Annotated in this window: 20 protein-coding genes; 10 read left to right on the top strand and 10 right to left on the bottom strand. The window is 68.0% G+C overall.

The features are described 5' to 3' along the window. Window positions 1-3: 3 nt before the first annotated feature. Window positions 4-342 carry a hypothetical protein gene (locus E1832_RS14335; RefSeq protein WP_133360452.1) on the bottom strand — a complete coding sequence of 113 codons (339 nt, stop codon included), beginning with the start codon at window positions 340-342 and terminating at the stop codon, window positions 4-6. Window positions 343-527: 185 nt separating this feature from the next. On the opposite strand from E1832_RS14335, the gene E1832_RS14330 reads away from it, so the two are divergent. The 3 genes from E1832_RS14330 to E1832_RS14320 are packed head-to-tail and all read left to right on the top strand — an operon-like array spanning window position 528 to window position 4,628. Beyond that, complete coding sequence (locus E1832_RS14330) at window positions 528-1,175, top strand: ABC transporter ATP-binding protein (RefSeq protein WP_133360451.1); 648 nt, start codon at window positions 528-530, stop codon at window positions 1,173-1,175. After that, window positions 1,172-3,586 carry an ABC transporter permease gene (locus E1832_RS14325; RefSeq protein ID WP_133360450.1) on the top strand — a complete coding sequence of 805 codons (2,415 nt, stop codon included), beginning with the start codon at window positions 1,172-1,174 and terminating at the stop codon, window positions 3,584-3,586. The genes E1832_RS14330 and E1832_RS14325 overlap by 4 nt, the downstream gene beginning before the upstream one ends. Next, window positions 3,576-4,628, top strand: a complete 1,053-nt coding sequence (locus E1832_RS14320) for a lipocalin-like domain-containing protein (protein ID WP_133360449.1) — start codon at window positions 3,576-3,578, stop codon at window positions 4,626-4,628. Before E1832_RS14325 ends, E1832_RS14320 begins: the two co-directional genes overlap by 11 nt. Before the next feature lie 5 nt (window positions 4,629-4,633). Here E1832_RS14320 and E1832_RS14315 read toward each other — a convergent pair whose 3' ends face one another. The 3 genes from E1832_RS14315 to E1832_RS14305 all read right to left on the bottom strand — a co-directional run bounded on the left by E1832_RS14315 (window position 4,634) and on the right by E1832_RS14305 (window position 7,216). Next, complete coding sequence (locus tag E1832_RS14315) at window positions 4,634-5,692, bottom strand: 4-oxalomesaconate tautomerase (RefSeq protein WP_133360448.1); 1,059 nt, start codon at window positions 5,690-5,692, stop codon at window positions 4,634-4,636. A 94-nt stretch (window positions 5,693-5,786) separates the two neighbouring features. Beyond that, complete coding sequence (locus E1832_RS14310) at window positions 5,787-6,482, bottom strand: 4-carboxy-4-hydroxy-2-oxoadipate aldolase/oxaloacetate decarboxylase (RefSeq protein ID WP_133360447.1); 696 nt, start codon at window positions 6,480-6,482, stop codon at window positions 5,787-5,789. Continuing rightward, the gene (locus E1832_RS14305; RefSeq protein ID WP_133360446.1) at window positions 6,479-7,216 is read right to left on the bottom strand and encodes a PIG-L deacetylase family protein; all 738 of its coding nucleotides are present in this window, start codon (window positions 7,214-7,216) and stop codon (window positions 6,479-6,481) included. Before E1832_RS14305 ends, E1832_RS14310 begins: the two co-directional genes overlap by 4 nt. Before the next feature lie 349 nt (window positions 7,217-7,565). On the opposite strand from E1832_RS14305, the gene E1832_RS14300 reads away from it, so the two are divergent. From E1832_RS14300 to E1832_RS14280, 5 genes are all read left to right on the top strand, one after another. Then, the gene (locus tag E1832_RS14300; protein WP_133360445.1) at window positions 7,566-8,291 is read left to right on the top strand and encodes a pyrroline-5-carboxylate reductase; all 726 of its coding nucleotides are present in this window, start codon (window positions 7,566-7,568) and stop codon (window positions 8,289-8,291) included. Window positions 8,292-8,482: 191 nt separating this feature from the next. Continuing rightward, window positions 8,483-10,180, top strand: coding sequence for an acetate--CoA ligase (gene acsA, locus E1832_RS14295; RefSeq protein ID WP_133360444.1), 1,698 nt, complete (start codon window positions 8,483-8,485; stop codon window positions 10,178-10,180). Continuing rightward, entirely contained in the window at window positions 10,177-12,171 is a 1,995-nt protein-coding gene (gene pdhA, locus E1832_RS14290; RefSeq protein ID WP_133360443.1) for a pyruvate dehydrogenase (acetyl-transferring) E1 component subunit alpha, read from the top strand. Before acsA ends, pdhA begins: the two co-directional genes overlap by 4 nt. A 1-nt stretch (window position 12,172) precedes the next feature. Then, entirely contained in the window at window positions 12,173-13,354 is a 1,182-nt protein-coding gene (locus E1832_RS14285) for a dihydrolipoamide acetyltransferase family protein (protein ID WP_133360442.1), read from the top strand. Further along, window positions 13,351-13,611, top strand: a complete 261-nt coding sequence (locus E1832_RS14280; RefSeq protein WP_133360441.1) for an acyl carrier protein — start codon at window positions 13,351-13,353, stop codon at window positions 13,609-13,611. Before E1832_RS14285 ends, E1832_RS14280 begins: the two co-directional genes overlap by 4 nt. A 12-nt stretch (window positions 13,612-13,623) precedes the next feature. Here E1832_RS14280 and E1832_RS14275 read toward each other — a convergent pair whose 3' ends face one another. Next, window positions 13,624-14,913, bottom strand: coding sequence for an amidohydrolase (locus E1832_RS14275; protein WP_165978902.1), 1,290 nt, complete (start codon window positions 14,911-14,913; stop codon window positions 13,624-13,626). A 186-nt stretch (window positions 14,914-15,099) separates the two neighbouring features. On the opposite strand from E1832_RS14275, the gene E1832_RS14270 reads away from it, so the two are divergent. Continuing rightward, window positions 15,100-15,990, top strand: a complete 891-nt coding sequence (locus E1832_RS14270; protein WP_133360439.1) for a hypothetical protein — start codon at window positions 15,100-15,102, stop codon at window positions 15,988-15,990. 118 nt (window positions 15,991-16,108) lie between these two features. On the opposite strand, the gene E1832_RS14265 is transcribed toward E1832_RS14270, so the two are convergent. From E1832_RS14265 to E1832_RS14255, 3 genes are read right to left on the bottom strand one after another with little or no spacing between them, the layout of a single operon-like run. Further along, complete coding sequence (locus E1832_RS14265) at window positions 16,109-17,086, bottom strand: SUMF1/EgtB/PvdO family nonheme iron enzyme (protein WP_133360438.1); 978 nt, start codon at window positions 17,084-17,086, stop codon at window positions 16,109-16,111. Beyond that, complete coding sequence (locus E1832_RS14260; protein WP_133360437.1) at window positions 17,083-18,822, bottom strand: hypothetical protein; 1,740 nt, start codon at window positions 18,820-18,822, stop codon at window positions 17,083-17,085. Before E1832_RS14260 ends, E1832_RS14265 begins: the two co-directional genes overlap by 4 nt. A 20-nt stretch (window positions 18,823-18,842) precedes the next feature. Beyond that, on the bottom strand, window positions 18,843-19,886 hold the full coding sequence (locus E1832_RS14255) for an NAD-dependent epimerase/dehydratase family protein (protein WP_133360436.1): 1,044 nt from the start codon (window positions 19,884-19,886) through the stop codon (window positions 18,843-18,845). 199 nt (window positions 19,887-20,085) lie between these two features. On the opposite strand from E1832_RS14255, the gene E1832_RS14250 reads away from it, so the two are divergent. Then, the gene (locus E1832_RS14250; RefSeq protein ID WP_165978901.1) at window positions 20,086-21,519 is read left to right on the top strand and encodes a UbiA family prenyltransferase; all 1,434 of its coding nucleotides are present in this window, start codon (window positions 20,086-20,088) and stop codon (window positions 21,517-21,519) included. Window positions 21,520-21,669: 150 nt separating this feature from the next. Here E1832_RS14250 and E1832_RS14245 read toward each other — a convergent pair whose 3' ends face one another. Together E1832_RS14245 and E1832_RS14240 are read right to left on the bottom strand one after the other, a co-directional pair. Next, on the bottom strand, window positions 21,670-22,077 hold the full coding sequence (locus E1832_RS14245; RefSeq protein ID WP_133360434.1) for a GtrA family protein: 408 nt from the start codon (window positions 22,075-22,077) through the stop codon (window positions 21,670-21,672). 46 nt (window positions 22,078-22,123) lie between these two features. Then, window positions 22,124-23,080, bottom strand: a complete 957-nt coding sequence (locus tag E1832_RS14240) for a LysR family transcriptional regulator (RefSeq protein ID WP_133360433.1) — start codon at window positions 23,078-23,080, stop codon at window positions 22,124-22,126. Between the last annotated feature and the right edge of the window lie 31 nt (window positions 23,081-23,111).

The raw sequence follows: 23,111 nt of genomic DNA, 5'->3' as shown, positions 1-23,111 counted from the left end.
CATTTAATCCTGAGCTGCACCCATGCAATCGTCGAACAGGCGCTGATAGTGTTCAGCACGTTTGCGGTTTCGCTCGGCCTCGAACCGCTCCCGATGCGCCGCTCCGGCGAAGGGCGGCGCGGTCGGTGCCGGTGCGCCCTGGCTGCGCGACACCCCCAGGGCGACCGAGCCGCCCAGCCGCAGGGTCACCCCGCCCGCGTCGACCTCCGGTGCCCGCAGACGATACCCGCTGACCCGTTCGGCCTGGGCGCGGCAGGCAGCCTCGCGGTCCTCCGCCAAGGCCGGAAAGGCACAGAGCGGGCCGGCCAGCAGCGGCAGCAGGAACAGGAGCGAGCGAGTCATGCCGGACAGATCAGCCGGATCGCGGCCCGGCGTCAATGGTCCCGGCTGCCGACGGCGGCTGCCCGCTTGCGGCGAAACGCGCGAAACCGCCGAACCGCCGGTCCAGGGGTGGACAGCGGCGCGGCCAGAGCCAATTGATGTCAGGGTCGGAAACGGGGCGCAATCGCGCCGGACAAGGGGCCGCCATGCTGCTGCAGATTGAGGATGTCACCAAGACCTATCCCGGCGCGCGTCCGGTTCTTCAGGGTGTGTCGCTCTCCCTCGATGCGGGCCAGACCCTGGCGCTGACCGGCGAAAGCGGCAGCGGCAAGAGCACGCTTTTGCATCTTGCCGGGGCGCTCGACAGCTTCGACAGCGGCGAGATCACGCTCTGCGGAACGCCGCTCTCCGGGCTCGACGATACCGGCCGCGCGGCGCTGCGGCGCTCGCGCGTGGCGTTGGTTTTTCAACAGTTCAATCTGATCCCTTCGCTGACAGTGGGCCAGAACCTGAGCTTTCACGCCCGGCTGGCGGGGCGCCACGACCCGGCCTGGACCCATGAGCTGACCGACCGGCTTGGGCTCGGCGATCTGACCGGACGCTATCCCGAGCAACTCTCCGGCGGGCAGCAGCAGCGGGTGGCCATCGGCCGGGCGCTGGCGGCACGGCCCGATCTGCTGCTGGCGGACGAGCCCACCGGCAATCTGGACGAGACCGCCAGCGCGGCGGTGATGGCGCTGATGCTGGATCTGGTGCGCGACAGCGGCACGGCCCTCTTCCTCGTCACCCATTCCGAACGGGTCGCAGCGCGGCTGGATCTGCGCGCCCATCTGCGCGGCGGGCGCATCGCATGATCGCCGCCGCGCTTCAGGCGCTGGGATCGCACTGGCGGCGGCATCCGCTGCAACTGGCGACCCTGCTGGCCGGGCTGGCGCTGGCCACCGCGCTGTGGTCTGCGGTGCAGGCGATCAATGCCGAGGCGCGCGCCAGCTATGCCCGTGCCGCGACCCAGATCGGCGCCGGCGGGCTGGACGTGCTGGAGGCGCCGGGCGGCCCGATCCCGTTGGCCCGCTATGTCGAACTGCGCCGCGCCGGCTGGCAGCTCTCGCCGGTGCTGGAGGGGCGCGCGCGATTGGGCGAGGACCGGGTGAGTGTGCTGGGCCTCGACCCGCTCAGCCATCCGCCCCTGCCCGCGCTGGAGGCGGCGACGGAAGGCGACCCCGAAACGCTTGCGCAGATGCTGGCGCGCGGCGGCCTCCTCTTTGCCGCGCCGGCGCTTGCCGCCACGCTCTCGGCCACCCCCGGCCTGCCGGCGGTCCACGCCAGCGACCGCGTCCCGCCGGGCCTGGTGCTGACCGACATCGGCGTCGCCGAACGCCTGCTGGCCAGACCGGGCCAGATCGACCGGCTGCTGATCCTTCCGGGTCAGCCCGCCGGCCTGACGCCGCTTGAGCAGCTTGCCCCCGACCTTCAGCGCCGCCCGTCGCGCACTGGCACCGATACCGCGCGGCTGACCGACAGTTTCCACCTCAACCTCACCGCCTTCGGGCTGCTGTCCTTTGCCGTGGGGCTGTTCATCGTCCATGGCACCGTCGGCCTCGCCTTCGAGCAACGCCGCGCCATGGTGCGCACCCTGCGCGCCCTCGGCCTGTCGCTGCGGCTGCTGACCGGCCTGATGCTGGGCGAGCTTCTGGTTCTGGCGCTGATCGGCGGGGCGCTGGGGCTGGTTCTGGGCTATCTGGTCGCCGCCGCGCTGCTGCCCGACGTCGCCGCCACCCTGCGCGGGCTCTATGGCGCGCCCGTGGCGGGCGGGCTGTCGCTGCGCCCGTCCTGGGTTCTGGGCGGGCTTGCAATGGCGCTGACCGGCACCGGGTTGGCAAGCGCCCAGGCGCTGTGGCGGATGACGCGGATGCCGCTGCTCTCCGCGCCGGGGTTGCAGGCCTGGGCCCAGCGCGCCGCGCGGGGCGAGCGCCGGATGGCGCTGACCGGGCTGGGGCTGATCGCGGCGGGCGTCGCGGCGCTGGGGCCGGTCAAGGGGCTGATCGGCGGTTTCGCCCTGATTGCCGGGATCATGCTGGGCGCGGCGCTTCTGCTGCCGCCGACATTGGGTCTGGTGCTGCGTCTCGGACGGCGGTTCGCGCGCGGCCCGGTGGGCGACTGGATCTGGGCCGATATGCGGGCGCAGCTTCCCGGCATCGGACTGGCGCTGATGGCGCTGCTGCTGGCGCTGGCGGCAAATATCGGCGTCGGCACCATGGTTTCCAGCTTCCGGCTCACCTTTACCGGCTGGCTGGACCAGCGGCTGGTGTCCGAGCTTTACCTGACCGCCCGCGACGATGCCCAGGGCGCCCGGATCGCCGAATGGCTGATCCCGCGCAGCGACGCGGTGCTGCCGATCCGCTCGGCGGAGTTCACGGTGCAGGGCGTCCCGGTCACCGTTTACGGCGTGGTCGATCACCCCACCTACAGCCGGAACTGGCCACTGCTGGAGCAGACCCCGAACGCCTGGGACCGGGTGAACGCCGGCGCTGCGGTCTTCATCAACGAACAGCTTGCCCGCAGCGCCGCTCTTTGGTCCGGCGACGACGTGCAATTGGCCCCGGGCTGGACCCTGCCCGTCGCCGGGGTCTATTCGGACTACGGCAATCCCACCGGACAGGCCATCGTGGCCCTGCCCGCGCTGCTTGCCCATGCAAGCGCCGTGCCCAACCGCCGCTTCGGCGTCCGCCTCGACCCGGGCCAGGTGCCGGACCTGATCCGCGATCTGCGAACGGCGTTCGACCTGCCCGCCAGCGCCCTGATCGATCAGGCGGGGCTCAAGGCGCAGTCGCTGGCTGTGTTCGACAAAACCTTCGTGGTGACCGGCGCGCTCAACCTGCTGACGCTGGGCGTGGCGGGTTTCGCCATCCTGACCAGCCTGCTGACGCTGTGGTCACTGCGCCTGCCGCAACTGGCGCCGGTCTGGGCACTGGGGATGACCCGCGGCCAGCTGGCGCGGCTGGAACTGGCGCGCAGCGTGCTGCTCGCCGCCATCACCGCGCTGCTGGCGCTGCCGCTGGGGCTGGTTCTGGCCTGGGCGCTTCTGGCGGTGATCAACGTGCAGGCCTTCGGCTGGCGGCTGCCGATGTACCTGTTCCCGGTCGACTGGCTGCGGCTGTTCGTGCTGGCGCTGGTCGCCGCCGGGCTCGCCGCCGCCCTGCCCGCGCGGAGGCTTTACCGCCTGCCGCCCACGGAACTGCTCAAGGTCTTCGCCAATGCCCGCTAGACTGGCCCTTTGCCTGATCCTGACACTGCTGGCGGGACTGCCTGCCGCCGCCCAGGGCTTTGCCGGGATGGGCAGCACCGCCGCCGAGGGGTTTTCCAGCCCCGGCCCGGAAACGCGCCTGACCTTCCCCCACGATCATGGCCCCCATCCCGATTTCCGCATCGAATGGTGGTACCTGACCGCCAATCTCACCGGACCCGACAACATCGACTACGGCGTGCAATGGACACTGTTCCGCTCCGCCCTCGCGCCGAGAGAGGCGGAGGGCTGGGCCAGCCCGCAGATCTGGATGGGCCACGCCGCCGCCACCACGCCGGAGAGCCATTATTTCGCCGAACGTCTGGCGCGCGGCGGTATCGGCCAGGCGGGCGTTGATACCGCCCCGTTCGAGGCCTGGATCGACGACTGGCGGATGGCCGGCGACGATGACCTGCGCAAGCTCCAGCTCACCGCGCGCGGCACCGCGTTCGCCTATGACCTGACGCTGAGCGCGCAGGGTCCGCTGGTGCTGCACGGCCGCAACGGGTACTCGGTCAAATCCGCCGACGGACAGGCCAGCCATTACTATTCCCAGCCGCATTACCGCATCGCCGGCACGCTCACCCTGCCCTCCGGACCGGTCGCCGTGACCGGGCAAGGCTGGCTCGACCGCGAATGGTCATCGCAGCCACTGGCGGCGGACCAGAGCGGCTGGGACTGGTTTTCGCTGAGTTTCGAGACCGGTGCGCGGCTGATGGGCTTCCGCCTGAGGGGCGCGCGCGGCGATTTCACCTCCGGCACCTGGATCGCGCCGGATGGGCGCGCCACGCCGCTCGCCCCCGGCGCGTTTCAGGCCGACCCGCTGGAGGAGGCCACTGTCGCCGGTCGCACATTGCCGATCCGCTGGCGCGTCACCCTGCCGGAACGCGGGCTGGATGTGGAGGTTTCCGCCCTCAACGCGCAAAGCTGGATGGACACCAGTTTCGCCTATTGGGAGGGGCCGGTGCGCGTTTCCGGCAGCCACGGCGGCCGCGGCTATCTGGAAATGACCGGCTACGAGTGAGCGGGTCAGAGCGGGAAGGCCACCCCGTCCATCAGCTTGCGCGCGGTGCGCAGGATGCCAGCGCTCTCCACCGTTCCCGCCGCGTCCAGCTTGGCGACCACGGTCATCTCGCCAGTGGGGTGCTCTACCGCAAGGCTGCGTTCATCACCCTCGCCGGTTTCGGCCAGCGCATGGGCAGGCGTGCCCTCGATCAGGGAGGCGGTAGCGACGCTGACCGCGCCCAGCACACCGATCGCCTTGTGGCAGCGATGCGGGATAAAGGTGCGGGTGGCGATGGCGCCGCCGTCGCGCGGCGCGCTCACCATGGTTATCTTGGGCACCGATTTGTCGGTGACATCTCCAAGATTCATCAGCGGGCCGCAGGCCAGCCGGATCGCCTCCAGCCTGGCGCGCAGCTCCATATCGGCTTCCAGCGCCTCGGGGCTCTCCTCGCCGGAAATCCCCATGTCGGCGGCGCTTAGCACCACGCAGGGCATGCCGTTGTCGATCATGGTGACCTCAAAGCCATCGACCACATCCACCGCATTGCCGGTAGGCAGCAGCGCGCCGCAGCTCGATCCGGCGGTGTCGCGGAACACGATGGGCACCGGCGCCGAGCTGCCCGGCACCCCGTCGATCCGCGCCTCACCCGCGTAGGTGACCGTGCCGCCCGGCGTCTGCACCCGCGCCTCGGCCACCTGGCCGGTGTTTTCCATATAGATTGTCACCGGCGTCTCGCCGTCCTGAGCCGCAACCAGCCCGCGTTCGATGGCAAAGGGGCCGACCCCGGCCAGGATGTTGCCGCAGTTCTGCGCGTCGGTCACCACCGCGCGGTCGACGAAGACCTGCAGGAACAGGTAATCCACATCGACGCCCGGCCGCTCCGAGCGCTTCACCACCGCCACCTTGGAGGTCAGCGGATCGCCGCCGCCCATGCCGTCGATCTGGCGCGGATCCGGGCTGCCCATGATCTCCAGCAGCGCCGCGTCGCGCGCCGCCACATCTTGTGGCAAATCCTCAGCCAGAAAATAGCCGCCCTTGGAGGTGCCCCCCCGCATCCACATGCAGCGCATACCGTCGCTCATCCGCACCTTCTCCCGGCTTTTTCTCTGTCAAATTGGGCGGGGTGAAATGGCCGCAGGCCAAGGGGGGCTGGCCCCGCCCACCCCGGTCGGGCCCTCAGACGTACTTCAGCCCCTTTTCGGCCAGCCGCCCGCGCATGTCATAGATGTCGAGGCCAAGCTCGCCCGCCTCGAACCGGGCGCGTTTTTCGGCCTCGTTGGCCTCGCGGGCGCGGGCCTTGTCCAGCACCGCTTCGGCCTCGTCCCGGCGGACCACGCAAACGCCGTCGTCGTCGGCGACGATGATGTCGCCGGGGTTGACCAACTCGCCGGCGCAGACCACCGGCACGTTGACCGATCCCAGCGTCTCCTTGATGGTGCCCTGGGCAAAAACCGCCTTGGACCAGACCGGGAAGTTCATCTCGGTCAGGTCGCGCAGGTCGCGCACCCCGGCGTCGATGATCAGCCCGCGACAACCGCGATGCTTGGCCGAGGTCGCCAGCAGATCACCGAAATAGCCGGCATCCGACGGCGAGGTCGGCGCCAGCACCAGGATGTCGCCCTCCCTGATCTGCTCGATCGCCACATGGATCATCCAGTTGTCGCAGGGCGGCGCCGAGATCGTCACCGCGCTGGCCGCCAGCCGCGCCCCGGAATAAATCGGGCGCATATAGGCCGCCAGCAGGCCCTTGCGGCCCTGCGCCTCATGCACGGTGGCGACACCGCATTCGCCCAGCCCGTCGATGATCGCCTGATCTGCGCGCTGAATATTCTGCACCACCACGCCCTGCGTTCCGACGCCATAGCCGCTCATGCCAGTTCGTCCACGGTCTGCGGAAAGATCATCTGGAACCCCTCGGCATAGCGGCAGTCGCGCCCGCCGGCCTGACCGCCGGAGTTGCGGCGGAAATGGTTGCCGCGGTTCTCGGCCACGTTGGTATAGAAGGTCCACAGGTGCTCCTGCCCCTGCATGCATTCGATGGCGGCGCGCTTTTTGTCCCACACCGACGTGATGTCGAGGAACACATTGGGCTTCCATTCCATCTGCTCGGTCTGATGCGGCTCGAACAGATAAAGCTGCGGCGCACCCAGAACCTTTTGCCCCGGGTTGTGACCCCAGGCCTGCGCGATCATCCGGCATTCCAGCGCGAATTGCGTCGTGTTCATGTGGTCGGTGTTATAGGGGTCCCATTTCGAATGGCTCATCATCCACTTCGGCTGCACCTCGCGGATGATGTCGACCATGCGGTTTTTCGCGTCCTCATCCAGCTTCAGCGGGTAATCGCCCAGGTCGAGAAAGCGGATATCGTTGACGCCAAGCGCGGCGGCGGCGTTGCTGGCCTCCTCGCGGCGGGCCTCTTTCACCCGCTCCAGCGTCATGCCCTCCTGTTTCCACAGCTTGGCGCTCTCGCCGCGTTCGCCATAGGAGAGGCAGGCGACCGTCACCTCGTATCCCTTTTCCTGATGCAGGGCGATCGCACCGCCGCAACGCCAGACGAAATCTGCGGCATGGGCACTGATCACCAGCGCGGTCTTCTTGTCGGACATGGGGTTCCCTCCCGGCGCGTTTCTATCTGCGCTCTGGTTACGGGCGGCGGCGGGCCAAGACCATTTCGTTTCCCGGGAACCGGGATAAGTTTTGTCTATAGCTGGCGATGCCCAGCCCGATTTCGCCCGCCTCTTTTCCCCCTCTTCCGCGCCGCTGCGCCGGCCCTGCCCCCGTCCTGTCGCCGCCAGCCATGCGTCAGGCGCAGCCCTGCCTATCACCCGCCCCGACATGGTTTGTTACACGTTGCCAGGGTGTTACAACGTCCCGGCGCGCTGCGGGTGGGCCGGGTGTCAAGGGGTCTGGTCACCACACGCAGCGCGCGGCGGATGGCGAGACAGGAGATCACAGATGAGCCGTATCGGATTTCTGGGCACCGGTCCCCTGTCCGCCCCGCTGGACCGTTTCCTGTCCCGCACCGGCCATGACGTCGTTTTGCCGGAGCCGGCGCAGGGGGTCTGCGCCGCCAGCTGTCAGACGGTGCTCGACCGGTCCGAGATCCTGTTCCTCTGCCTGCCACCGCCGGATGCTGCGGCGGTTCTGTCCGGCCTCGTCTTCCGGCCCGATCACCGCATCGTCTCACTTGTTGCGGATCTGCCGCTGGCGGCGCTTAGAGGGCTTTGCGCGCCGACGCGGGACATCACCCGGACGCTGCCGCTGGGCTTTGTCGAACTTGGCGGATGCCCCCTGCCCGCCTGTCCCGATGCCGATCTGCTGGAGCGCCTTTTCGCGCCGGAAAACCCTGTCATGGCGGTCCGGGACGAGCGCGCCTTCAACCGGTATCTGGCGCTCTGCGCGATGGTCCCAGCCGTGTTCGGCCTGATGGCGACGGGCGCCGACTGGCTGGCCGCAGAGACCGGCGACAGCGGGGGCGCCGACCGTTTTATCGCCCGGCTGGTCCAGTGCGCCCTCACCGCCTCCGTCGGCGACCCCGCTGGGTTGACGGCCGGACGCGACGCGCTGGCGACCGGGGATGCGATCGGCCGCCAGATGATTGCGGCCCTGCGGCAAGGCGGGGTCCATCCAACGCTGCGCCAGGCGCTGGAGGGGATCGCCGCGCATCTGCCCGAAGCCTGACCCGCACAGCCGGCGCGCCGGGTCGGCGCATGGGTCTTGCGGCGTTCCGCGCCAGTCCAGTGGGCCATGATCGGGCCTTGGTCAGGCGGTGAACGGGCCAAAGACCTCTGCCCTCATTCCATGCGGGTTGATTTGCATCATGGCGCGCGCCAACCTCTGCTAGAACTCTTCGGAGCGGGAGGAGACAGCACATGCGGACGCAACCGGACGGACCGGCATCCGATGCCGCCCCCTGGGCACAGGCGCGCGATATGCTCGACCGGCCCGGCGGACATCTCAACATCGGGTACGAGGCGGTGGATCGCCACGTGATCCACGGCCATGGCGATCAGGTCGCCCTGCGCTGGCTGGGTCCGGACGGCGGCCGCCGTGACGTCAGCTACGCGGAGTTGTCGCAGCTCTCCTCGCGGTTCGCCAATGTGCTGCGGGCCCATGGGATGCAACCGGGCGACCGGCTCTATGCGCTGATGGGGCGCGACCCGGCGCTTTACGCCGGTGCACTCGGCACGCTTAAGGCGGGGCTGATCTTCACGCCGCTGTTTTCCGCCTTCGGGCCGGAGCCGATCCAGACCCGGATGGAGATCGGCGAATGCAACGTTCTGCTGACCACCGCCGCGATCTACCGGCGCAAGATCGCCCCTTGGCGCGACAAGATCCCGTCGCTGAAACTGGTACTGATCGCCGATGGTGAGGCGCCCGAGGGCTGCGTCGCCCTCGGCCCTGCGCTGGAGGCCGCCGCGCCAGAGTACGAGGCGGCGCAAACGGGCGAGGATACCCCGGCGCTGATCCATTTCACCTCCGGCACCACCGGCCGGCCCAAGGGCGCGGTGCATGTGCACGGCGCGGCGATCTATCACGCCTTTTCGGGACGCGAGGCGCTGGGGCTGAGCCCCGGCACGATTTACTGGTGCACCGCCGATCCCGGCTGGGTAACCGGCACCTCCTACGGGATCATCGCACCCCTCGTGAACCGGGTAACAATGATCGTGGACGCGGCCGAGTTCGAGCTTGACCGTTGGTACGGAACGGTCGAGCGGGAAAAGGTTGAGGTCTGGTACTCCGCCCCCACCGCCATCCGCATGATGATGCGTGCGGGCGCCGAGGCCGCGAAGCCCTACGACTTCTCCTCCCTCCGCTTTCTCGCCAGCGTGGGCGAGCCGCTGAACCCTGAGGCGGTGATCTGGTCGCAGCAGGTCTTCGGCCGGCCGTTCCATGACAACTGGTGGCAGACCGAAACGGGCGGCATCATGATCGGCAATACACCGGGAATGACCGTCAAACCCGGCTCCATGGGCAAACCGCTGCCGGGAATCGAGGCGGGGATCGTCGCCCAGGACGACGGCCCGCTGCGCGAATGCGGCACGGGCGAGATCGGCGAACTGGCCCTGCGCCCCGGCTGGCCCTCGATGATGCGCGAATACCTGCACGAGCAGGCCCGCTACGACAAATGTTTCAGGGACGGCTGGTATCTCTCCGGCGATCTGGCCACCCGCGACATGGACGGCTACTATTGGTTCGTCGGCCGCGCCGACGACCTGATCAAATCCTCCGGCCACCTGATCGGCCCGTTCGAGGTGGAAAGCGCCCTGATCGAACATCCCGCCGTGGCCGAGGCCGGTGTGATCGGCATCCCCGACGAGACCGCCGGTGAAATCGTCAAGGCCTATGTCACCCTCAACCCCGGCTTTGAACCCTCCGACGCGCTGGAACGGGAACTGCGCGGCCACGCGCGCAAGCGTCTCGGCGCGGCGGTGGCCCCGCGCGCGGTGGTGTTCCGCAATACCCTGCCCAAGACCCGCTCGGGCAAGATCATGCGCCGCCTGCTGAAGGCGCGAGAACTGGGCCTGCCCGAGGGCGACACCTCCACCCTGGAAAGCGACGAGACATGACAGCACAGGACAAACCGCACCTCGACCGCGCCCATGTGACCGACCTCTTGGTCCACATGATCCGCATCCGCCGGTTCGAGGATAAATGCGCCCAGCTCTACACCCAGGAAAAGATCCGCGGGTTCCTGCACCTCTATGACGGGGAAGAGGCGATCGCGGCGGGCATCATCCCGCTGATGGCCGAGCGGGACCGGATCGTCGCCACCTACCGCGAACACGGTCACGCGCTGGTGCGCGGCGTGCCAATGCCCGAACTGATGGCCGAGATGTACGGCAAGGCCGAGGGTTGCTCGGGCGGGCGCGGCGGCTCCATGCATCTGTTCGATGCGGACCGGAACTTCTACGGCGGCAACGCCATCGTCGGCGGCGGCCTGCCGCTGGCCGGCGGGCTGGCTCTGGCCGACCGGATGCGGGGCGAGGATCGCGTCACCGTCTGTTTCTTTGGCGAGGGCGCGGTCGCCGAGGGCGAGTTTCACGAGACCATGAACCTCGCCGCGCTGTGGCGCCTGCCGGTTCTGTTTGTCTGCGAGAACAACGGCTATGCCATGGGCACCGCGCTCGACCGCTCGGAATCCCAGACCGACATCCACGCCAAGGCCGCGGCCTATGGCATCGAGGCGGAAGCGGTCGACGGCATGGATGTGATCGCCGTCGAGGTCGCCGCGAAACGGGCGCTGGCCCGCATCCGCGAGACCGGCGCGCCGCAGCTGCTCGAATGCCGCACTTACCGCTTCCGGGCGCATTCCATGTTCGACGCCCAGCTCTATCGCGACAAAGCGGAGGTCGAGGCCTGGCGCAAACGCGGGCCGATCAAGCGGTTCCAGACCTGGCTGCTGGAAACCGGCCTGATCCACGAAGACACCATCGCCGGGATCGAGTCGCAGGTGGACGCCGAGATCGAGAAGGCGGTGGACTTCGCCGAGGCCGGCAGTTGGGAGCCGGTGGAGGATCTCACCCGCCATGTCACGGCCCCGCCCGCCCCCTCGCCAGCCCCGGCCGCGCCCTCGGGCGAGACCATCGAGACGACCTATCGCGAGGCCGTCCGCGCCGCGCTGCGCGAGGCGATGGAGCAAGACGATCGTGTGTTTCTGATGGGCGAGGACGTCGGCGCCTATGGCGGCTGCTATGCGGTCTCCATGGGGCTGATGGAGGAGTTCGGCCCCGACCGCATCCGCGACACGCCTCTTTCGGAATCGGGCTATACCGGGCTTGGGATCGGGGCGGCTGCGGCGGGGATGCGGCCCATCGTCGAGCTGATGACGGTGAACTTCTCTCTGCTGGCGCTGGATCAGATCATGAACACGGCGGCAACGCTTCGGCATATGTCCGGCGGCCAGTTCGGTGTGCCGCTGGTGATCCGCATGGCCACCGGCGCGGGCAAGCAACTGGCCGCGCAACATTCGCACTCGCTGGAGGGCTGGTATGCGCATATCCCCGGGCTGCGGGTGCTGGCGCCCGCCACGCTGGAGGATGCGCGCGGGATGCTGGCCACCGCGCTGGCCGACCCCGATCCGGTGCTGATCTTCGAGAACGTGATGTTGTACAATTTGAAGGGCGAATTGGACAAGGCCGCCGGGCCCGTCGACATCACCCGCGCCGCGGTCCGACGACCCGGCTCCGACGTCAGCCTGATCACCTACGGCGGCTCGCTTTACAAGACGCTGGAGGCGGCCGGGGCGCTGGCCGATGAGGGTATCAGCGCCGAGGTGATCGACCTGCGCAGCCTGCGGCCGCTGGACGACGAAACCATCATGGCCTCGCTGACCAAGACCCGCCGCGCGGTGGTGGTGGACGAGGGCTGGCGCAGCGGATCGCTCGCCGCCGAGGTTTCGGCCCGGATCATGGAACAGGCGTTCTGGTCGCTGGATGCGCCAGTGGGCCGGGTCTGCTCGGCGGAGGTGCCGATTCCCTATCCGCATCACCTGGAACAGGCCGCGATCCCACAGGTCGCCGCCATCGTTGCAGCGGCCCGCGCCGCGATGGGGCGCTGATATGGGGGTATTCCGGATGCCCTCGCTCGGCTCGGACATGGAGTCCGCCGTGCTGGCCGAATGGCTGGTGCAGCCGGGCGATACGGTGACGCGCGGCGATGTGATCGCCGTGGTCGAAACCCAAAAGGGCGCGATCGAGATCGAGGTCTATGAGAGCGGCACGGTAACGGAGCTGACGGCGCGGGTCGGCACCGAACTGCCGGTGGGCGCACCTCTGGCGGTGATCGCCGCGGAACGCGAGGACGCGGCAGAGCCGGAAGGAAAATCGCAGGCCCCGGCGGCGGAAACGCCGGTTGCCAAGGCCCCGGAGGCCCCGCCGATGGGCGGACTGCCGCCGGGTGGACTGCCGCCGGGCGGCATCGCCGCGTCGCCCGCCGCGCGGGTGCGGGCGCAGGCGCTGGGCGTCGATCTGGCCGCGCTCACCGGCAGCGGACCGGGCGGCGCCGTGGTTCTGGCCGATGTGGAGGCCGCCGCCCCTGCCCCCGCACCCGAACCGGAGAAACCGCGCCGACGCGGTCTCGACCTGGACGAGATGCGCAAGGCCATCGCCAATGCGATGAGCCGCGCCAACCGCGAGATCCCGCATTTCCACCTGTCGCAAACCTTTGATCTGACCCCGGCGGCGGACTTCTTGACCGCCCATAACGCGGGCAAACCGCCGGCCGAGCGGCTGCTGATGGCGGCCCTCTACCTGCGCGCGGCGGTCGGCGCGGCACGCGCGGTGCCGGAACTCAACGGCTGGTACGAGGACGGGTTCCGCCCATCGGACACAGTCAATATCGGTCTGGCGGTGGCGCTGCGCGGCGGCGGGCTGGTGGCGCCGGCGCTGATCGGGGCCGAAGCGATGGATCTGGCGCAGATCATGGCGGGGATGCGCGATCTGGTCAGCCGTGCGCGCGCCGGGCGGCTGCGCAATTCGGAAATGACCCAAGGCACGCTGACGGTTTCCGCATTGGGTGAAACCGGACCCGAAGCGATGGCAGGGGTTATTTTTCCGCCACAGGTGGCCCTTCTGGGCATCGGCGCACCGCAGCTTCGCCCCTGGGTGGTTGACGGGCAGGTGATCCCGCGTCAGGTGTTGACGGTAACGCTGGCAGCCGATCACCGGGTCGCCGATGGCCGGATCGCCGCGGGATTTTTGACCGAATTTATATCGCTTGTTTCCGCGCCGGAGAGATTATGACCCCGACTGAGATCCGCACGACCTATCTGGAAGAGCTTGTCGCCATCGCCCCGGACCTCGACGCCGACACCGTGGGCGACAATGATCACATCCAGACCGATCTGGCCCTGGATTCGATGGATGTGCTCAACTTGGTGACGGCGCTGCACGACCGGCTGGGGGTCAATATTCCCGAGGGCGATTACCCGCAAATCGCCACAGTGGCTCTGGCGGTGGACTATCTTGGCCGGATGATCGCGCTGAAATCCAAAGGCTGAGGTACGCCCGCCCTACCCGGCCGCAGACAGATCCATCGCCGCCGCGATCAGGCTGCTGGTCAGCAACACGCTGCGCGACAGCGCCGCCTCGTCGAAATCGAAATGCGGGGTGTGGTGGTCGTCCGCCAGATCCGCGCCCAGCACGAACACCCCCGCCATCCCACCGCGCGCCGCCACACGCCGCGCCAGCGTGGTGGCGTCTTCGCTAGCGCCAAAGAAGAACTCCGGCAGGGCGGTGGCAAAGGCGCCGGCGGTCCGGTTCACCGCCGTGGCCCATCGGGCGATCGCCTCGGGGTTGCTCCAGGCCTCGGCCCCGCCCATCGGTTCCATCGCGCAGTCGAGCCCGTGGGCCATCGCCGCGCCCTCGATCATGGCGCGGCAACGGCGGTCGAGCGTGGCCAGATCCTCGCTGTCGCCGGCGCGCATCTCGAACTCGAAGGTGGCCCGCTCGGGCACGATGTTCACAGCCGTCCCGGCGCTCAGGATGCCAACATTGACCCGGATGCCCGGACGGCTGGACTGCGCCAGCCCGTGCAGCCCCTGCACCGCCTGCGCGGCGCCGAGCAGCGCGTTGCGCCCGCCCTCGGGGGTCTTGCCGGCGTGCGCCGCCTGCCCGGTCAGCGTCACGTCATAGCGGGCATTGGCCAGAAACCCGTCCACGGCAAAGGCGGCGGACCCGGTCGGCACCCCCAAGCCGAGATGAATGGCAAAGAACAGGTCGACATCGTCCATCCAGCCGGCCTCGGCCACCGCGCGGCCGCCGCGCCCGCCTTCTTCGGCGGGCTGGAACAGCAGTTTCAGCCGCCCGCGCCCGGTTTTCAGATGCTCGCGCAACAGACGCGCGGTGCCCAGCCCGATCGCGGCGTGGCCGTCGTGGCCGCAGGCATGCATCACCCCCACGGTGCCCGAGGCATAGCCGCCGGCGGCGGGCGCGTGGTTGCCGCGCGCCTCCTCGATCGGCAGTGCGTCGATATCCACCCGCAGGCAGACCGTGGGCCCCGGCCGCCCGCTGTCAAAAACCGCGATGCAGCCGGTATCGCCCTCGCCCGGGATCGGATCGGCGCTGAGGCCTGCCCGCGGCACGTCGCCCAGGAAATCGGGGCCGGCGATCACCTCGTATCCCCCGGCGCGCAGGTCCGAGACGATTTGCGCCGTGGTCTCGATCTCCTGCCAGCCCAGCTCGGGCGCGCTGTGGAACAAACGCCGCCGTCCCACCAGCCAGGGCTGCAACGCCTGCGCCCCCGCTTGCAGCCGCGACAGGAGCCGGGGGTCCAGATCGGGAGAGGGCGGATTCTGTGTCATGGACGCAAGCCTAAACGCCGTGGATGTCCGCCGGCAAGCGGAACCGTCTGGGCGAAAATCCGCGCAACCCGGCCCGGTTTGGCAGGAAGCCGCGCAGCGTTTCCCCCATTGCTTGAGCCGCGGGGCCTGTCCCGGCAATAACGGGCGCATAGAAAAGCCCCATGTTCCTGAGCAGGATTAGCCAAGATGCCGTTTCGTTCGATACTGCGCCGCGCCGCCGCCCCGGTTCTGGGCGCCGCCCTGATCGCCCTCGCCCCGACACTGCCGGCCCGCGCCGCCACGGAAAGCTGCGCCGCGCCGCTGACCCGCGAGATCCCGAACCGCACCGCGCGCGCGCCGTCGGGCAGCGCGCTTATGGAACAGCTGATGGCCGCCAGCGGTCCGGCCCGCGACCAGGCGATCGTCGATCAGGTGCTGTCGGGCAACCTGCCCTCCTTCCTGCGCCACCTGACGCCGGTGACCCTGGCCGGCAAGCTGGCGAGCGGCGCGCAAGTCCTGATCACCATCTGCGTGACCCCGGATTATCTGTCGGTGGGCGATGACCGCGATTTTGTCCGCGTGCCGATGGGGCTGGCCGGGGCCGCCCGCGTGGCGAGCGAGCTGGGCTTTTTGTTGCCGACCCCGAAGATGGTCGACGCAATCTACAGCCAGGCCAAGGTGCATGTGGCGCCCAGCCCGATGACGCCGGGCAGCAAGATGGCCTCGACCGCCTATCTGCTGCAACATGACCGCACCGTGGACCAGCAGCGCGCCCGCGTCAGCCGCGACGCCGGCGCCCTCACCGCCGGCCAGAAAAAGGACATCGTGCTGACCAACCGGCTGCTGTCAAAACCGGGGCGCGTGGCGATCTATGGCTGGCACCGGATCAACGGCAGGCCGATCCAGCCGCTGAGCACCGTGCACGGCGCCTCCTATGCCGATTACAGCCATGGCGTCCGGCTGGTCAGCCGCACCGCCTTTCTCAACGGCAAGCAGGTGCCGCTGTCGGACATCATGCAGGACCGGGATCTGGCCCTGATCGTCAACGGCGAGGGCCCGATCGGCAACGCTGAACGGTTGCTGGCCAGCCTGTACTGAATCAAGTCGATACTGAGACACGTCGGCCGAAACCAGAAACGGGCGCCCTTCCGGCGCCCGTTTCCGGTTTCAGGGGATGCGAATCCGCAGGTACAGGCGCCTCCCCGTCACTGGCCTCTCACTTGATCGTCTTGCAGCAGCGGAACCCCAGGTGGTAATTCTCGTGGCTGCCCGCCGCCATCACGCGGCTGCCGTGCCAATAGGGCGCGCGCCAGCGGCACCAGTCGGGATGGGCGCGATACTTGTCCCAGATGAACCAGCTGCCCTTCATCTCGGTCACGCCCAGCTTGGTGCTGCCGCGGCTCGACATCTGGTCGGGCGCCATCGGCAGGTTCATATGTTCGGCCGCGTTACCGTGCTGATCGTAGACCCCCAGCGGGCTCACACAGCCGGGAAAGGCGCCGGTGGGATAGGTGTTCGAGCCGCAGGAATTGTAGCCGCCGCCACCGCAGGAGCCGCTTTTTTCGCTGTTCTGGGCGCAGATCCCACGCCGGAAGGACGGCCCATAAGCCCAATTGGCGCTGGCCGCGTATTTGTTGTTGTGAATGCTGCGCATCGCCGCGACCGAGCCTGCGCCAAAGGGATAATCGGGCGGCTCCAGCGCGCCGGCGCAGGCGCCCTCCCATTCATGCGCATCGCAGAGCCGTTTGCCGACCGCGGCGCAGACCTCGGCGGCCTCCTTGGCCTTTACCCAGACCACCGGATAGGTGCAGGGAATGTTGGGAAACTCGAACTGGTCGATGCAGGCGCGCGCGTCATTGGCGTTCTCGGTCTGCGGATCATAGAGCGGCGCCATGTACTTGTCGCCGCAGATCCGTTCGTTGCGGGAATTGGCATAGCCGCCCGAGGGCAGGCGCGCGCGGCATTGCTCCGGCGTCATCGGGTGGCGGGTGATCTCCGGGTTGCCCTGCCCCATGAAGCCGGAGCGGGCAAATATCTCCTGCACCCGGGCCATCTGCGCGGCGGACAGCCCGTGCACCTGTTTCAATTGCTGGAACAGCGCCGCATTGGCCTGTTGTAGCGTGGTCTGGGCGTCGGCGGGCATGGTGAGGCCGGCCAGTGCGATCACGGCGGCGGCAAGCGTTGCGCGGATCATTTCGGCGCCTCCTTCCGGGTCAGATAGAACAGGTCGCGGTTGTCGGCAAAGCCGATGAAACGGGGCAGGATGGTTCCGCCGCTGACCTTCTTTTCGATCAGGGCCATGCCGGGTACCAGATGCTCCACATGCACCTGGCCGCCCTGGCGCGCGTAAACGGCCAGATAGGTATGCTCCAGCGCGTTCATGTCCAGCAGCATGGCGTAATCGCAGCCATAGGCCTGGAATGTACGCGCCATGGCCGAGGGCGTGGCGGTCGAGAAATAGCCATAGATCAGATAGCGGGTGCCCTGGGCGCGGGCCATGCAGGCGCCGGCGCGCAGGGTCCGCAGCTCGGCCTTGGCCGAGCCGGACCAATTGCCCGGCCCCCATTTCGTCACCCGGTCGCCGGGCACGCCCATGTCCGTTTCAGGATCGAACTCAAGGATCGGCACACCGTTCTGGCGGGCAAAGCTGATCCGCGGCAGCAGCGCGTCGTCGGCCTTGGTCCAGGTCTTCATGTGCAGGCTGCCGTCGGTCAGCGCGTAGAGCGTCGAGAGGCCCGGCCAAAGCTTGCTGAGCACGACACCCTTTTCGATGAACCCGTAGTGATGGCCATAGTTGAACCCGGCCATATCCCCGTATTTGAACGCGCCATGCTGACGTTTGAACCCGGCGGTGAAGGTCGCCACCGCCCGGTCGGCGATCTCGGGGTTGACCATGCCCAGCATCACCAGCGGATCGGCGTTGCGCACCCCGTCCGGTCCGGGCAGCCCCTTGGGCCGGACATTCCAGGGCGGGCGCGGCGACCAGCCCAGAGCCGGGTGATCGGTGCCGACCGCAAAGCCGATGTCGAACTGGCCCATGTCAAAACCGATCATATAGCCGGTGGCGCCGGCCTCGATCCCGTCGAGGCGGTTCGCCACCCCCGGCCCCTGCATCACCGCATCGGCGATATAGCGTGGCTGGAACGTGCTGGCGAAGACCCCTGGCAGGCCCGAGACCGGATACCACAGCCCGACCGCCATCCGTTTTGGATCGCCCCCCTCCAGCGCCATGTCCAGAAGGGTCGAGATCACCGGCCGCTCGCCCGGGGCGAAATTGGTCAGCATCGGCGCCGGTCCGGCCGCCGCTCCGCCAACCGCGGCGCTGCCCACCGCCTCGCCGGTTTCCAGTTGGGAATCCTTGAAGAAATTGTCGCGCACAAAGCGCACGATATTTTCGCCGCCCCAAACATTGTCGCGCAGAAACTCCGCCGTCGCCTCCAGCGTGGTGCGCGCGCCGCTGACCTTGTTGCGCAGATAGAGCTTGCCGTCGCAGACCGGCGCATAGGCCAGCCCGGTCGCCCGGACCTGCGCCAGCGTCTCGCCCGCCCAGGGCCGGCAGCGCGTCCCGTCCACCACCAGCGCCGGGCCGGCGGGATCCAGCGTCACCCGCCGTTGTCCGGGGGCAGGATTCTCCAGATGATAATTTGCCGGCGCCTTGTTCGCGCCGCTGCGGGTCTGCAACAGATACCAGGCCCCGACATTGGGATTGAGGTCGATCAGGGTGATCTCCAGCCCCGCCGCCGCGTCCGTGGCCGTCACCGTGTTGCGGAAGGGCTGCAGCTCCAGGATCGTCTTGGCGCGCACCGCGTCATAGGCGGCGCGCTGTGCTACCAGCGTGTCGGCGGTCTGCGCCCGCGCCGCGCCCGTCAGCGCCAGCGCCGCCGTCAAAGTCAAAGCCAGGCCGCCCAGCCCCTTTGCAATCTCCTGCATCATCCCCTCCCTCTGCTGCATCACAATACCAGCCGGATCAGTTTCAGCGCGCCCTTCTTCCACGGCACACGATGGGACACGCCCGCCTGTTTGGCGATCGCGCCCCGGTTGTCCACATACCAGTCGTAATTGCGCACCAGCGCCTCGGCATTGGAATGCTCGGGCGCATACCCCAGCCGTTCGGTGATCTTGTCGATGCTGACAAAGCTGTCCTTGGCGGCGGTCTCGTAAATCCATTTGTAAAGCGGCGAGAGGTGCAGCGCCTCCAGCCCGCGCAGCAGCGCGATGGCGGGCCCGGCGGGAAATCCGATGATCCGCTTGCCGTGCCCGGCCCGGTCCAGCACCGCCTGAAAACTGTCGCGCAGACTGCCGAATTTCGCGGCACCGACGTTGAAGGTGTCGTTCACCGCCGTCTTGTCTCCGGTCGCGCAAAGATAGACCGCCTGGCACAGATCCTCGACATCGAGAAGCTGATAGAGGTTGTCGCCCTTGCCCAGCACCGGAAAATTATGGCCGTCAAAGGCGAAATCATAAAGCAACTCGAAGGCGCCCAGCCGCTCGGGCCCGACAAAGGATTTGGGCCGGATGATCGGCAGGCACAGACCGCGGGCGCGAAACTCGGCGCACAGATGCTCGGCCGCAACCTTGGATTCGCCATAGGGGCCGACGCCGTACATCGCATCCTCTTCGGTCAGCGGGTGGTGATCGGGGATGCCATAGACGGCGGTGCTGGATATATGGATGAAGCGGTCGGTGCCCAGCTCCTCCGCCGTCTCCAGCAGCGACAGCGTGCCGCCCACATTGGTGGAATGGATCTCCGACGGGTCGGCCAGCGGCAGCGCGGCGGCGCAATGGACCACCACGTCGATGCCCTCGAAGGCACGGTCGTGCAGGCCCTTTTCACGGATGTCGCCCTGCAGCACATCGACCCGGTCCGCCTCGGGATAGGCAAAGGGGGCGATATCATAGCTGCGCACCTCATGGCCGCGCTCCAGCAGGTACCGGATCAGGTTGATCCCCATGAAGCCCGCCCCGCCGGTCACGAGAAATCGTTGCTTTGCCATGGTTTTTCGTCTTTCCTTTCCCCGCGCGGGCCATCGGCGGCGGCACGGTCATTCCTCGGGCATCCTGAGTGTATCGTGGCATCGGGGATATGACCTGTGTCAAGTGATCGCTGTTCCGCCGGCGGTAGAGAGACCCTATATTGTCGGGAATTCGTCGGGCGATCCGCCCGTACCCGGCGCAGCAGACCAGAGCAGGTGCATGACAGAACCGAAGCCAAACGATGCCCCCGACGCCACCCCGCTGGTGCTGGATGTGGACGGCACGCTCTTGCGCACCGATATGCTTTACGAAAGCTTCTGGGCGGCGATGGGGCGTGATCTTTTCGGAACGCTGAAAACCTGCGCAACGCTCTGGCGTGCGCCCAACCGTCTCAAGCAGGCGCTGCGCGGGATCGGCGCGCCGGAGGTGGCGCTTTTGCCGCTGCGCCCCGAGATCGTGGCGCTGGCCGAGGCGGCGCGGCGGGACGGCCGACCGGTCCACCTTGCCTCGGGTTCCGATCACGGGCTGGTCGAGGCGGTGGCGCGGCGGCTCGATCTGCCGGGGGACCATTTCGGCTCGGACGGCAGTCGTAACCTCACCGAAGAGACCAAGGCGCAGGCGCTGGTCGCGCGGTTCGGCGCCGGCGGGTTCGATTATGCCGGCAACTCCAATGCCGATCTGCCCGCCTGGGGCGCGGCGCGGCGGATCATCGCCGTCGCGCCCGGCCGCGCGCTGCGCTCCCGGCTCGAGGCGATGGGCAAACCGCTGAAGATCGTCGAGGACCGGGCCGGCGCTGCCCCGCTCTGGCGCGAGATGCGCCCGCATCAATGGATCAAGAACCTGCTGCTGTTCCTGCCGCTGCTGGTGGCGCATGAGTTCGGCGCGGCGACCGTGCTGGCCGCGTTGCTGGCGGCGGTGGCCTTTTCCATCGGCGCCTCGTCGATTTATATCCTCAACGATCTGCTCGATCTCGAAGCCGACCGTCTGCACCCGGAAAAGCGCAACCGCCCGATCGCCTCGGGCGCGCTGCCGATCCGCAGTGCGATGCTGGCCAGCGCCGGTCTGGTGCTGCTGGCGCTGCTGCTGGCGCGCCTGGCCGGACCGCCTGTGGCCGGTCTGACCCTGCTCTACATGGGAACCAGTCTGACCTACTCCTTCTGGCTCAAGAAACGCCGCTGGATCGACCTTGCCAGTCTGGCGTTCATGTTCCTGCTGCGGGTGCTGACCGGGGCCGTCGCAGCGCAGGTTGCGGTCCCGGGCGTGGTTCTGGGGTTCGTCTTTGCGGTGTTCTTCACGCTGGCCTGCGTCAAGCGGATGACGGCGCTGGCGCGCGCGGTGAATCGCGGCAAGCTGCCCGGGCGCGGCTATGGCGCGGGCGATTTTCGGGCGCTGGAATGGGTCGCCGCCGCCGGTGTCGGGCTCAGCGCCGCACTGTTCCTGATCTATGCATTCAGCGGCCATTCGGCCGGGCTTTACCAGTCGCAGAGCATTCTCGCCGTCGCGGTGCTGCCGTTGGCGCTATGGCTGTTCCGGGTGGTCCGGCTGAGCGAGCTGGGGCGGGAGAATTACGATCCGATCCAGTTCGTTACCCATGACCGCACCGGCCTGCTGATCGCGGCGCTCGGCGTCGGAATGGTGATTCTGGCCCTGTGAGGTCGGCGTCCGGTTGCCCCAAAGGGAAAGCGGCGCAAGCGGCGGACCGGAGGCTAGCGCTGCACCTCCTGAATGGAGCGCTCTGTCGCGGCCAAGTCCGCACGACATTTCATCGGCGCGCCCGCGCCGGGGCGCACCGCTGATCCGTTGTCACGCGCCCCGGAACACGAACCGCTTGTCCAGATTATACTTGATCACATAGCCGGCGGTCAGACCCAGCACCGCGCCCAGCTCGCGCATCGTTTGCGTGTGCCAGAGGGCCCAGAACAGGCTTTCAACGCCCCAGAACAGCGCCGTGGTCCCCACCCCGGTGAGGGTATAGAGGGAAAAGGTCCGCGTCTCCTCGCGCACCGGGCGCAGCCGGTCATGAAAAATCCAGCGCTTGTCGAGCAGGTATTTCACCACCAGCCCCACCGCGGTGCCGCAGACCAGCGCCGCGATCAGCCGCGCCTGCCCCGCCGGCAACAGCGCAAAGATCGCCCGCTGCGCCCCAAGGTTGGCCAGCGTCGCGATCGCCGCGAAGCCGCCGTATCGTAGGATCAGTGCCGCCCTGCTCACCTGCGTTGTCCCTGCATGTTTCGGCCATATTGCCCGGCTCCGGCGCCTATTGATAGGTCCGCGCCTTCAGATCGGTCTGATCGATCATCTCGGTATACATCTCCAGCAGCGCCGCCTCGGGCGGGGACAGGCTGCGGCGCGGGTTGGTCAGCAGATACGCATTGACCGCTGGCAGCTTGCTATAGGGCGGCAATTGCCGCAGCAGGCCCAGCGTCACGTCGCGCCCGGCCACATGGACCGGCAGCGCGCCGATACCGATATTGGAAATGATCATGCGCCGCACCTCGGGCAGGTTGGCCGACACGCCCTTGAGGCCCGGCGCCAGCCGCGCGCGGTGGCGCAGCCCCGACACCAGATCGAGCGGCCCGCCCTCGATCTCGGTCTGGAAGGCGACCGAGTATTCGCCCACCAGATCGCCTATGTCGATCCTCGGTTTCGAGAACAGACGGTGACGCGGCCCGCAATAAAGGCCGAAATATTCCCGGAACAGGATCCGCGCCTCGAGCTCGGCCGGGATCTTGTTCAGCAGGCACACCCCGAGGCTGGCGCGGTTCTGCCGCACCAATGTGACCACATCCGAGCTTTCGGCCACCACGATGGAATAGGTGACCTTGGAATGGCGCGCGTGAAACGCCTCCAGCACCCCATCGAAATGCGGCGAGACCACATGGCTGGTCAGCGCGATATTGACGTGGCCCGACAGCTCCTCCTCCTCGGCCTCAAGCAGTTCAGGCAGTTGCGAGACCGCGCCGAAGATCGTCGAGCATTCGGAATAGAGCGTTCGCCCCGCCGCCGTGACCGTGAACCGATGCGGCCCGCGTTCCACCAGATGATGGCCGGTGGACTCCTCCAGCCGGCGCAGGGCCGAACTGATCGTGGGCTGTTTCAGCCCGAGAAAATCGGCAGCCTTGGTCACGCCCTGTTGCTCGACGATCACCATGAAGGTGCGCAGCAGGTTCCAGTCCAGGTTCCAGGGAAACCGTTGGCTGTAGGTGTTTTTCATAGATTTCGACAATGATAAAGATTTCTAATAT

Origin of the sequence: Antarcticimicrobium luteum, assembly GCF_004358185.1 — a bacterium.
Lineage (GTDB): Bacteria > Pseudomonadota > Alphaproteobacteria > Rhodobacterales > Rhodobacteraceae > Antarcticimicrobium > Antarcticimicrobium luteum.
The sequence above is the reverse complement of the archived record's forward strand: the minus strand, read 5'-3'. Positions and strand labels throughout refer to the sequence as shown.